The sequence below is a fragment of the Allobosea sp. P5_A5 genome, from assembly GCF_056400625.1.
Genome location: NZ_JBFUKY010000004.1, coordinates 414,828 through 425,683, shown reverse-complemented (window position 1 = coordinate 425,683; position 10,856 = coordinate 414,828). Strand labels below are relative to the sequence as shown.

The 10,856-nt window shown below is 63.2% G+C and carries 11 protein-coding genes and 1 pseudogene; 8 read left to right on the top strand and 4 right to left on the bottom strand.

Annotation, left to right across the window (positions count from 1 at the left end; translation table 11 throughout):
* A pseudogene (locus tag AC1DR6_RS11595) lies at positions 1-236 on the top strand (IS5/IS1182 family transposase); the annotation flags it as partial.
* Here AC1DR6_RS11595 and AC1DR6_RS11590 read toward each other — a convergent pair.
* Together AC1DR6_RS11590 and AC1DR6_RS11585 are read right to left on the bottom strand one after the other, a co-directional pair.
* Positions 224-1,702, bottom strand: a complete 1,479-nt coding sequence (locus AC1DR6_RS11590; RefSeq protein ID WP_476829368.1) for an NAD(P)-binding domain-containing protein — start codon at positions 1,700-1,702, stop codon at positions 224-226. The pseudogene AC1DR6_RS11595 and the gene AC1DR6_RS11590 sit on opposite strands and share 13 nt — an antisense overlap.
* Complete coding sequence (locus AC1DR6_RS11585) at positions 1,699-2,697, bottom strand: LysR family transcriptional regulator (RefSeq protein WP_476829385.1); 999 nt, start codon at positions 2,695-2,697, stop codon at positions 1,699-1,701. The genes AC1DR6_RS11590 and AC1DR6_RS11585 overlap by 4 nt, the downstream gene beginning before the upstream one ends.
* A 139-nt stretch (positions 2,698-2,836) precedes the next feature.
* Here AC1DR6_RS11585 and AC1DR6_RS11580 point away from each other — a divergent pair, with 139 nt between their 5' ends.
* The 7 genes from AC1DR6_RS11580 (at position 2,837) to AC1DR6_RS11550 (ending at position 8,394) form a co-directional block, all read left to right on the top strand.
* Positions 2,837-3,304, top strand: a complete 468-nt coding sequence (locus AC1DR6_RS11580) for a CMD domain-containing protein (RefSeq protein WP_476829367.1) — start codon at positions 2,837-2,839, stop codon at positions 3,302-3,304.
* Entirely contained in the window at positions 3,301-3,876 is a 576-nt protein-coding gene (locus tag AC1DR6_RS11575) for a peroxidase-related enzyme (protein ID WP_476829366.1), read from the top strand. Before AC1DR6_RS11580 ends, AC1DR6_RS11575 begins: the two co-directional genes overlap by 4 nt.
* 274 nt (positions 3,877-4,150) lie before the next feature.
* Positions 4,151-4,870, top strand: a complete 720-nt coding sequence (locus tag AC1DR6_RS11570; RefSeq protein ID WP_476829365.1) for an amino acid ABC transporter permease — start codon at positions 4,151-4,153, stop codon at positions 4,868-4,870.
* Positions 4,867-5,523, top strand: coding sequence for an amino acid ABC transporter permease (locus AC1DR6_RS11565; RefSeq protein WP_476829364.1), 657 nt, complete (start codon positions 4,867-4,869; stop codon positions 5,521-5,523). The genes AC1DR6_RS11570 and AC1DR6_RS11565 overlap by 4 nt, the downstream gene beginning before the upstream one ends.
* On the top strand, positions 5,520-6,248 hold the full coding sequence (locus AC1DR6_RS11560) for an amino acid ABC transporter ATP-binding protein (RefSeq protein WP_476829363.1): 729 nt from the start codon (positions 5,520-5,522) through the stop codon (positions 6,246-6,248). The genes AC1DR6_RS11565 and AC1DR6_RS11560 overlap by 4 nt, the downstream gene beginning before the upstream one ends.
* Positions 6,249-6,290: 42 nt before the next feature.
* Positions 6,291-7,361 carry an NAD/NADP octopine/nopaline dehydrogenase family protein gene (locus AC1DR6_RS11555; RefSeq protein WP_476829362.1) on the top strand — a complete coding sequence of 357 codons (1,071 nt, stop codon included), beginning with the start codon at positions 6,291-6,293 and terminating at the stop codon, positions 7,359-7,361.
* 160 nt (positions 7,362-7,521) lie between these two features.
* Complete coding sequence (locus AC1DR6_RS11550) at positions 7,522-8,394, top strand: amino acid ABC transporter substrate-binding protein (protein ID WP_476829361.1); 873 nt, start codon at positions 7,522-7,524, stop codon at positions 8,392-8,394.
* Positions 8,395-8,523: 129 nt separating this feature from the next.
* Here AC1DR6_RS11550 and AC1DR6_RS11545 read toward each other — a convergent pair whose 3' ends face one another.
* A complete protein-coding gene (locus AC1DR6_RS11545) occupies positions 8,524-9,276 on the bottom strand; it encodes a response regulator transcription factor (protein WP_476829360.1) in 753 nt (250 codons plus the stop codon).
* Positions 9,277-9,839: 563 nt separating this feature from the next.
* Entirely contained in the window at positions 9,840-10,853 is a 1,014-nt protein-coding gene (locus tag AC1DR6_RS11540) for a glycosyltransferase family 2 protein (protein ID WP_476829359.1), read from the bottom strand.
* Positions 10,854-10,856 lie beyond the last annotated feature (3 nt).

The window sequence follows — 10,856 nt, the reverse complement described above, 5'->3', positions numbered from 1 at the left end:
GCAACGCCATCCGCCGGCAGGTCGAGGAGAACGGCACCATGCCCAACATCCCGCCCAAGGCCAACCGGCGCTGGAAGAACTGCTTCTCCCCGGTCCTCTACCGCGACCGCAACGCCATCGAACGGATGTTCTGCCGCCTCAAGGATTTCCGCCGCGTCGCCACGCGATACGATCGAAACGCCGTCAACTTCCTCGCAGCAGTCTGCATCGCAGCGACCGTCAGCTACTGGTTATGAGTCCAGACCCTAGCTGCTCCCTGTGCGGCGTCGGCGTCGGTCCATTCGTCTCCGAGCAGTTCCGGCGTCTCGAAGGCGGTGAGCGCGGCGAAATGATGCTCGCGATCGGCGACGAAGAGGCTGCGCGCGATGCCGCGCGCCAGCCGGTCCGCCCCTTCGCTGATGGCTGGGATGTCGCCGGAAAGCTTGCCGTGGCTCAGCGTCGCCGGAAAATTGAAGCAGTGGATCTGCCGCAGCGCCGGGCAGGCGCCAGGCGCCTTCTCCAGGAATTCGAAGCTATCGCCGAGATCGGGAGAATACTCCAGCTCCTGGTTCGGCATGTCGGCCGGCACCGGGAAGCGGTCGCGCCAAAGCCTGATCTGCGAGGCGAATGCCGCAAGCTCGGGCCTTGAGGTTAGATCGACCTTGAAGCCCGTACCGAAGATGATGAAGTCGGTCTCGTAGCGCCCCTTCGGCGTGGTGACGACGAGGTGGTTGCCGACCTCCTCAAGCTTCGCAAGGGGGCTGCCGACATGGAAATAGGCATTGGCGTGCTGCGAAACCCGCAGCGTGCTCGGGCGCGGCGGCGGGGTCTGGGCCTTCAGTGCATGATCCAGGAAGCGCCATTTCCATTCGTCCGGCAGCCCAGCGAAGCCATGGACCACGCCCTGACTGCCGATGCCCGTGAACTTGTTGACGCGCGGGATATCCGCGCGGCGGATGAAGAGGTCCAGCCGCGCGCAGCCGGTTTCCAGCGCGACTGCGGCATTGTCCAGGGAGGAGGCGCCCGCGCCGATCACGGAGATGCGCTTGCCGCGCAGCGCCTCGAAATCGATCGCGTCGGCGGTATGCGCCCAGAATTTTCGGTCGATCGTGGATGCGATCGGGGGGATGTAGGGGCCGCCGAGGCCATCCCTTCCGCTCGCCAGGACAACGTGCCGAGCGAAGACCACGCTCTCCCGGCCGGCAGTGACGATGCGCAAGGAGAGGAGCCTGTCCGGCCCCCGCTCGATCGTCGTCACCTCGACACCGTTCTCGACCGGCAGGCCGAGGACCTTCCGGTACCAGACCAGATAGTCCATCCAGACGGTGCGCGGGGCTCGGTCCAGCGTCTCCCAGGCCTCGCGGCCGAAGCGGGCTTCGTAATAGGCCCGGAAGGTCAGGGCGGGCAGTCCCATGGCGGGGCCGGTCAGTTGCTTGGGCGAGCGCAGGGTGCGCATCCGCGCATAGGTGATCCAGGGGCCTTCGGAGCCGGCCGGCGCGCGGTCGAACAGCACCTGATTATCGACGCCCAGACGTTTCAGCATGGCAGACGCCACGAGGCCCGCCATGCCGGCGCCGATGATGACGACATCACGCACACGCTGCCCGTCGATCTTGCGCGGCGGCACCCAGCTCTTCGCCGGCAGTTCGAGCCAGGACAAGTCCTGAATCAGCCGGGCCTCGAGAGCTTCGAGGCCGGAAGGGGCCGCGTCTGCAGCCTTCATCGCAATGTTTCCTTGTGGTCGTCCGGCCCGTAGACGAGATCGGACAGGAGATCCGATCTCGCCGGATCGTGCAGCCTGAAGCCGGGAATAAGCCGGGCGGCGGAGTTCAACAGCGCCTCGCTGAGCGCCGCGACGCCGGGCGGCAAAGGCCGGGCGACCGGCGAGATCGCGCCAAACAGGAACGGGATCGCGACATCGAGCGGCCGCAGCACCACACCCGGCAATTCGAGAGCACAGGCCATGACAGGTTCGACAATGGCGGCGCCGAGGCCACGGCGTACCAGCGCCAGCGCCGTCAAAGACGAGTTGGTGTCGATGACACGCACAGGACTGGCCTTGGCGGCGGCGAAGGCGTCGTTGACCCGCCTGCGCAGCCGATACGGGTTCGCCATGGTGATGACGCGGCGGTCGGCGAGATCGCGCAATGTCACGACCTCCTCCCGCGCCAGCGGATCGTCCGGGGGAAGTGCGACGAGGCAAGGTGCCTGGCCGATCCAATGAACCTCGAGCCCGGGATGCTCGACCGGCAGGCTGGCGAGGCCGAAATCGGCCGCATGGGACAACACCTGCTGAACTACGGCCTCGGCAGAGAGCGACTGGATGTGGATCTCGGCCGGTAGCAGCGCCGGGTCCACTGCCGCCAGTGCATCCGGCATCAACCCCGCAGCAAGTGCGGCCGTGCAGGCGAATTCGAGCGCGGGCAGCGCGGCCGCGCCGATCGCCTTAGCCTTCGCCCGGATATGCTTGAGCCCGAACAGGAGGCGCTCGACCTGGGTGTGGAACTCTACGCCGCGCCGGGTGGGGCTGATGCGCGGCCCGCTGCGATGGAGCAGCTCATAGCCGATCTCGGCCTCGAGTTCGCGGATCTGCCGCGTTACCGCCGGCTGCGAACGACCGAGCAACCGGGCCGCGCCTGTGATGCTGCCGGCCGACATCACGGCAGCGAAAGCCTCCAGCTGCCGGACGTCGAGCGACGGTGTATCCATTCGGCGGATGATAGGTCGGCGTCGATGCAGTTCAAACATAAAGCGTTGATCGATCCCTCCCCCTGCCGCACATATTTGAATGATATACCCACCTTGATGCGTAAAAAGCATAATGCCACTGTGGGCGATCCGACGGAGGTGATTTGCCATGACGCTGATCGAAGAGTTGGCCGACGTCCGGCCTGGCTCCCCGCTGGCAACCGCGCTGGCGCAGCGCACCGAGATCCTCGCATTGAGCCAGGCCAGTCATGATGCCGTGCTGTTGCCGAAGGATCCGGGAGGCCTCAGTCACGGCCTCAGGGCCGCTCTCGCCGCACGAATGGCGCGCCAAAACGCGCAGATCCCCCTCGCCCTGCATTACGAGGAGCTACTGCGGAGCAGCTCAGAACATGATGACAGCCTCTCGCTGGTCGAGCAGAGGAAAATGTCTGCCATCCTCGCTCATTCCGACCTGCTGACCCTGCGTCCACGCGATGCGACGCGCGAGGACATCGAGGCCCTGAAAGAAGCGGGCGTTGGCGAGGCCGACATCGTGCGCCTCGCCGAACTGGCGGCTTTCGTGAACTATCAGGCCCGTGTCATCAGGGGTTTCCAGGCTCTGGGAGAGGTGAAATGAGCGAGGTCGTCCACGCCTTCACCACGACCGTGCCGGTCTGGTCGCCCTATGTCACGCCGGTCGATCTGGCCTCCGCGACCCCGGAACAGCTGGCGGCGTTACAAGTGACGCCGTCGAACAAAGGCGTTTCGCCCTATGTGCTGACGCTGGCGCATGATCCTGAATCTCTCGCTGTGCGTTCGCCGCTCTTCAACAAGATCATGTACGGCAAAGACGGCTTGAGCTCGGCGGAGCGCGAGCTCGGAGCGGTCGGCGCGTCAGTCGTCAACCGCTGCATCTATTGCGCCGCCGTTCACGCCTCGCGCTTCAACGGGCTGACGCAGCGGCCGAAGGTGATGGACGCGATCTTCAAGGACGAGCGCAATGCGGCGTTGGAGCCGCGCGACCAGGCTGTCTTTGACTTTTCGGCTCAGCTTTCCGAAACGCCGCCTGCGCTCGGGGACAAGGATGTCGATGCGGTCAAAGCAGCCGGCCTCGATCTCCTCGAGGCGGTCGATCTCGTGTTCTCCGCTGCGATCTTCGGCTGGGCCAACCGGCTGATGCATACGCTGGGTCAGCCAGAGCGCCGTTGAAAGCATCGTCTATGGCATATGCAGCCGGTTATCGACGACATCGGGACCGCGCATCACAGATCGCGGAGGGTTCCGCCCCGATCTCATCCAGCTGCGGCAGGGCTCGCCCACGCCGGACTCGATTTCGCCCGGCGTGCGTGACTGAAAAAGGAGCGTTTGCTGACCGTTCTTCGGGCGTAACTTGCAGCAGGCGCCTGTGGCTGACGCGCCAACGGGCTTCCACCGGCACGGGATCTGTGTGCAGCTTTGATCGTGGTGCAACAAGGCGGCCGGCATGAATTACCGCTGGGACTGGTCGGTGCTCATCCGCGAGCCATTCGTAGAATGGCTGTGGAGCGGGCTCCTCCAGACATTGATCATCAGTCTGTTCAGCTGGGCGATCGCTCTCACGATCGGCATCGTTACGGGCGTGGCGCGCTGCGCGCCTTCCCCGCTGGCTCGCGTGCCGGCGGGTGTCTTCATCGATGTGTTCCGCAGCGTGCCGCCGCTGGTCCAGCTCTTCCTCTGGTTTTTCGTGCTTCCTGAGGTCGTTCCCGACGCTTTAGGGCTCTGGCTGAAGCGGGATCTGCCCTATGCCGAGATCGTCACCGCCGTCGTCGCGATCGGGCTTTTCGCCGGCGCGCGCGTCGCCGAGCAGGTGCGCGCGGGGATCGAAGCTGTCGGAGCGCCACTGCTGCCCGCCGCGCTGGCGACGGGCCTGCGTCCGCTCCAGGCTTACAGGCTGATCGCACTGCCGCTTGGGCTGCGCGCCATCGTCGGCCCGCTGACGTCGGAACTCCTTATCACGATCAAGCTGTCCTCGCTCAGCCTGACGATCGGCGTGCTGGAGCTGACGGCACAGAGCCGCCATGTCGAGAACTATACCTTCCAGGGCTTCGAGGCCTTCACCTTCGCGACAGTCGCCTATCTCGTCATCGGCATCTGCGTCACCGGGCTGATGCGTATCATCGACCGGCGCATCGGCGGCGCCAGCCTGCGAAAGGCGACCGCGTGAGCGATTTCGATTGGGGCGTCATCGCGCGCTCGGCCAGTTTTCTCGCGGATGGCATGGCGCTAAGCGCCCTGCTCGTGCTGGTGGCGACGGTGGGCGGTCTCGTCGTCGGCTTCGGCTTGGCCCTGATGCGGCTCTCGTCTCATCGCTGGATCGCATGGCCGGCGACCGGCTACGTCACAATGATGCGTTCGCTACCGCTTGTGCTGGTGCTGTTCTGGTTTTATTTTCTGATGCCGCTCGCGATCGGCCGCCCGGTCGGATCGCTGACCTCGGCGCTGATCGCCTTCGTGCTGTTCGAGGCGGCGTTCTACTGCGAGATCATCCGCGCCGGTATCGGAAGCGTGCGGCGCGGCCAGAGCGATGCCGGCCTCGCGACGGGCCTGCGCCGCGGGCAGGTGCTGCGTCTGATCGTGCTGCCGCAGGCGCTGCGGGCGATGGGCCCGCTCATCCTCAACCAGATCGTGATCGTGTTTCAGGATACCTCGCTGGTCTATGTCGTTTCACTGCATGACTTCCTGACCGCGGCGAGCGTCGTCGCCGCCCGCGACGGGCGCACCACCGAGATGTATTCGCTGGTCGCGGTGGTCTATCTGGTGATTTGCCTCTCCGTCACGAAGCTGGCGGAATTCTACAGGAAGGGCCGCCCGACGTGATCGTTCTCGACGACGTGCACAAGGCCTACGCCTCGCAGCCGGTTTTGCGCGGCTGCTCGGCCCAGATCCGGCTCGGAGAAGTCGTGGTCGTCTGCGGGCCTTCGGGATCGGGCAAAAGCACCCTGATCAAATGCATTAACGGGCTGGTACCGTTCGAGCGCGGCACGATCACGGTCGACGGCGTCTCGGTCTCGTCGCGCAAGACCGACCTCCCCGCCTTGCGGGCTCGCATCGGCATGGTCTTCCAGAATTTCGAACTCTACCCGCATATGACGGCCCTGCAGAACGTCAGTCTGGCGCAGGTTCATGTGCTGAAGCGCACGCGCAAGGAGGCCGACGAACGCTCTGAGAAGATCCTGACCCGCGTCGGCCTGGGCGACAAGCTTTCGAGCCGACCGTCCGAGCTTTCCGGCGGGCAACAGCAGCGCGTCTCGATTGCTCGCGCGCTCGCGCTCGATCCCAAGGCCATGCTGTTCGACGAGCCGACCTCGGCGCTCGATCCCGAAATGATCAACGAGGTTCTGGAGGTGATGCAGGAGCTGGCGCTGGAGGGCATGACGATGGTGGTCGTCACGCACGAGATGGGCTTTGCCCAGCGTGTCGCCGACCGCGTCCTGTTCATGGATCGTGGCGAGATCGTCGAAGACACGCCCAAGCCGCAATTCTTCAGCGCCCCGGCCTCGGAGCGCGCGCGGCAGTTCCTGAACCAGGTGCTGACGCATTGATCGACCAATCGGCGAAGACGGCGAAAAGAAGGATGAGGTCCGATGCGCGTTAGCATTCTGGGCGCGGGATCGGCGGCCTGCGGCGCGGCGGCTCATCTCGCGGTCTGCGGACATGATCCGATGCTCTGGTCACCGTCGGGGCGGGGCACAATTGCGCTCAAGGCCGGCGCGCCCCTCACGGCGACGGGCGCCGTCACGGCAAGCATCCATCCCCGGATCGCCGGCAGCGCCGAAGAGGCTGTCGGCGCTGCCGATGCGGTTCTTCTCGCGATGCCGGCCTATGCCCATAAGCTCGCCTTCGATGCGATCGCGCCGCATCTGCGCGAAGGGCAGCCCGTTATCATCAGTTCGCATGCCTCGTTCGGGGCTCTCTATCTGTCGCGGCTGCTCGCCGCCCGGAAGGTCTCGGTCCCGATCATCGCCTGGGGCACGACGCTGACGACGGGCCGCAAGGTTTCGCCGACCGAAGTCGCGGTGAATTCGCTGCGCTCCAAGATCGATCTCGCGACGGTGCCGCTGGGTGCCGCCGACGCAGCAAAGGCCCTGTGCACGAGCCTGTTCGGCGACCGCTTCGTCATCCGTCAGGGCCTGCTGGCTATCGCGCTCAGCAACCTCAACCCGCAGAACCACCTTGCGATCGCGCTGTTCAACCTGACGCGGATGGAGCGTGGCGAAAGCTGGGGTCAGGCCGAGAACGTCACGCCGGCCGTCGGACGCGTGATGGAGGCGCTCGACGCCGAGCGGCTTGCCATCGCCGAAGCCTTCGGCCTGTCGGTCCGGACGATCTTCGAGCATTATGCCTTGTCTTACCAGCTCCCGGTCGCCAGCATCGCGGAGATGAACGCGGAACTTCACGGGCGCGGTAAGGGCGGCCTTGGTCCGGCGACGCTCGACACGCGTTATGTTCTCGAGGACGCGCCTTACGGGCTTTTGCCCACCGTGTTGCTAGGTCGCCTCGCGGGGCGTCCGGCAGTGCTGCACGAGGCCGGACTTGCTGTGCTCTCTGCTGCCTATGGGCACGACTTTACTCGCGAGAACGACCTTTTGCCCGCGCTCGGCTTCGAGGCCATGACGCGCGGGGAGTTGGAGACGCTGGCAAAGGATGGCTTCTAAAAGGGTTCCGGCAAAAACGGTGTGCCGGAACTGCTTAGCTTCTTGTTTTAACGCATTGTCCTCGGGCGAGCCGTGCCCGTTTCGCTTGAAAAATGCTGTAGTAAAAGCCCTCTCGTCGAGGGCGACATCGAGCGAGCAATCGCGAAACGGGAGAGAGTTCATGCGACATCATCTTGCAGCTGCCGCAGGCGCGTTCCTTGCGCTGAGCCTGACAGCTTCGTCGGCCGGCGCCCAAGAGGTCGACGGGATCGTCAAGAAGCTGCGCGAAACGCAAACGATCACGATGGGCGTGCGCGAGGCGCTCTTTCCCTTCAGCTATCTCGACGACAATAAGAACCCCACCGGCTATGCGGTCGAGTTCTGCCGGCGGATCATCGAAGACATCAAGACCGAGCTGAATCTGCCTGAAATCAAAATTAAATATGTGCCGATGACGATCCAGAACCGGCAGGCGCTCGTCGCCAACGGCACGGTCGATCTCGAATGCGAGGGCACGGTCAACACCTTCGGCCGCAACAGGCAGGTGGACTTCTCGGCCGTCAGCCATGTCTCGGCGAGCCAATTGCTCGTTCTCAAGGCCACCGGCATCAAGAGCTATGACGACCTCAACGGCAAGATCATCGCGGTCGCGACCGGCGGCACCAGCGAGCCTGATCTTAAGAAGTTGATGGCGGAGCGCAAGCTCAATCTGCGCGTCCTCAATGTGGACGATCATGCGGCGGCTTTGATCGCGGTCGAGACCCGGCGTGCCGACGCCTATTTCAGCGACAATGGCGCCTTTTACGGGCTGATCAAGCAGTCGAAGAAGCCCGATGCGCTGGAGATCGTCGGCGACGAATACGGCTATGCGCCGCAGGGCTTCATGGTGCCGAAGCTAAACCCGACCATCCTCTGGATCGTCAACCACAGCATGGGCAAGATGTTCAAATCCGGCGAGGCCGAAGCGCTCTACATGAAGTGGTTCGGGCCGCTCGGCGCCCATGTCGGCCCCAAGCTGAGGGCGGCCTGGGCGACCCAGTCCTACGCCGAGTAACATCCGGCTTCGTGCGCTGCCGTATCCGTTTCGCCAGAAGCGGATACGGCGTCGCTTAATGCCGAACATGCTTGGCGTCGCCGAGTAGCGCCGAAGCGCATGTTCAGCCGTTTTCGCCGCCCATCGACTTCAGTTTGTGTCGGTGATGATCGGCGCGAATACCGAATTGCTGTTGGCGGGCTCGAGCAGCACGGCATTGTTCATTCCCCAGATCGCGGCCTGGGTTCGGTTGTGCACCCGTATCTTGCGCAGGATCGCTTTGACATGGGCCTTAACCGTGGCTTCGGCGATCTGAATCTTCCGAGCGATGAACTTGTTTGACTCGCCCTGGATGAGGCAGCGGAGGATTGCGGTTTCCCGTGGCGAGAGCAGCGGCGTGTGAACGGCGTCCAATGGCGCGCTGATCCGATCGTCGGCGTGAAGCGACCCGGTGACGGCGACCGCCGTCGCCGCATCCGCCATTCGGGGGGCTGCCGGCGATGCGAAAGAGGGCGGAAAGACGGCCTCGCCCAACATCAGTAACTCAACGGATTTGACGAAGGCATCGCAAGAGATATTGGTGGTCAGATAACCGCCCGCCCCGGCTGCAAAGGCCATGGCGGGCTCTTCGGCGGCATGCTGCTCGGACACGACCGCGACAGTAGCATCCGGATAGAGACCCTTCAGGATCGAAATCTCGGACAGAACCGAGCCGAAATCATCCGCCCCGCGAATGATGATGAAAAGGCATTTCGGCGCCCTGGTTTTGAGCTTGATCTGACTTGCGCTCGTACCGGCGGCCAGCGCTTGATACCCGCGCATTTGCAGGACGCCGCAAATTCCCTCTTTCACGAGGGAGTATTTACCCAGAACGACGATGGCGCAGTCCTTACTGTCTTTCATCGAGCACTCCAGACCTGGAGTTCTCGGGAGCCCCTTCCCGGAACGGCTTCAATTGTTCGAAAGGCAACGGCGCTTCTTGGCAGGGCAAGACCTCGTGGTCCATCCTGCAGGCTTTCCCGCCGGCAACAGATTTCGCCCCAAGCCAATACTGCGCGCGCCGAAGCTTTTCCGCTACAATTCCGGCAAACACGTCACAATCGTCGAATGCCAGACTGCTGTGCCGCGCGCTATCAGACTTTGGAAAGGGATCGAAATTTCGCGACTGGCCATGCAGAGAAGGCGGCGGCGCTTCACGAATGAAGACAGCACCGAAACTCAGAGTCTGCGACCACGAAACGACAACTACGCGACCCAACGATCGACACCCACAAACAGTGTTCAGATCGACGTCAGATCGATCTGCCGGCATCGCCAGAAACCAATACTCGATCTTATCTTTTACGGCAAGCTTGTTACCGAAGCAGTAACCATATGAGGTTAATCGCGCGACGTCCTGCTCTGTCCGCGACAGTACCGCTGGTTTCTTCGCGTCCGACGGAAGCGATCATCTCGATCCCTCTCCTTTAGCTCCCTTTGGGATTCGCACGTGCTCCCCGCAGCAGCGCATACAGACGGATATGGCGGCTGATGGCCTGGGCCGTCCCTTTTGGATTCAACAATGAGGCCATCATCTTGACGGCGACACCTTTGCCAAGCTTCCAGGCATCGAAGCGGTATCCAAGTTGGTCCAATCTTTCGATATGGTAAGCCCAGAAATCCTTGCCCTTCATCTTGAAGGCGCTCGCCGATAAATAGCCATAATACTCGTTCAGAAGTTCTTCGATCCGTTCGGCCTTCTCCTGCCGGGACAGATACCAGTCGCCATAGGCCTGACAGTCGCTGATCTCCGCCGATACATAGGCGTTGTTCTCAAGCGAAGAGGTCGTGGCGCGATCAGAGTGGATCCGTTCATGCGTGAGGATCTGGTGAACGAAGCCGAAGTTGTCATACCTGAGATGTTCGACGCAGGCGCTGATATCGGCTTCATGGGTCGCATTCGGAAAGAACGCGTCGCTCCCGCGAACAAGGTCGGCACGGTAGAGCACCGAGGTCGGATTGCCGAGGACGCGCAGAGTTCCACATAGGTGGGCCCGGCAGATGTCGCGGCCGGGGACGACCGATTGCGAGTAGGACAGGCCGACATTGCGGACGTACCAGATGTCCTTGCCACCGGCCAATTGATAGGCGCCGACGATACCGATCGCGGGATGAGCTTCCGCGAGCGCGACCATCTTCTGGAGGCATTCGGGGTAGATCCAGTCATCGGCCGAGACCACCTTGCAGTATCGGCTCTCGCCGGAGATGTGACGGAACGCCCGATTGTGGTTGGCGATGATCGGCAGCAGTTCGTCGCAGTCGATGACCCGGATACGGCTGTCATGTCGCGCATAGTCTTCGGCGATGGCGAGCGTGTCGTCCGTGCTCGCATTGTTAAGGATCAGGTATTCCCAGTTCGAATAGGTTTGCGCCAGGACGCTTTCGATGCACTCCCTGAGATAAAGTTCTCCATTGTAGACAGGGGTCACGACGCTGACCAAAGG

What these genes read in the sequence shown, in the direction of transcription:
- AC1DR6_RS11590 (WP_476829368.1), bottom strand. Translation starts at nt 1,702, where the DNA reads ATGAAGGCTGCAGACGCGGCCCCTTCCGGCCTCGAAGCTCTCGAGGCC.
- AC1DR6_RS11580 (WP_476829367.1), top strand. Translation starts at nt 2,837, where the DNA reads ATGACGCTGATCGAAGAGTTGGCCGACGTCCGGCCTGGCTCCCCGCTG.
- AC1DR6_RS11575 (WP_476829366.1), top strand. Translation starts at nt 3,301, where the DNA reads ATGAGCGAGGTCGTCCACGCCTTCACCACGACCGTGCCGGTCTGGTCG.
- AC1DR6_RS11570 (WP_476829365.1), top strand. Translation starts at nt 4,151, where the DNA reads ATGAATTACCGCTGGGACTGGTCGGTGCTCATCCGCGAGCCATTCGTA.
- AC1DR6_RS11555 (WP_476829362.1), top strand. Translation starts at nt 6,291, where the DNA reads ATGCGCGTTAGCATTCTGGGCGCGGGATCGGCGGCCTGCGGCGCGGCG.
- AC1DR6_RS11550 (WP_476829361.1), top strand. Translation starts at nt 7,522, where the DNA reads ATGCGACATCATCTTGCAGCTGCCGCAGGCGCGTTCCTTGCGCTGAGC.
- AC1DR6_RS11545 (WP_476829360.1), bottom strand. Translation starts at nt 9,276, where the DNA reads ATGAAAGACAGTAAGGACTGCGCCATCGTCGTTCTGGGTAAATACTCC.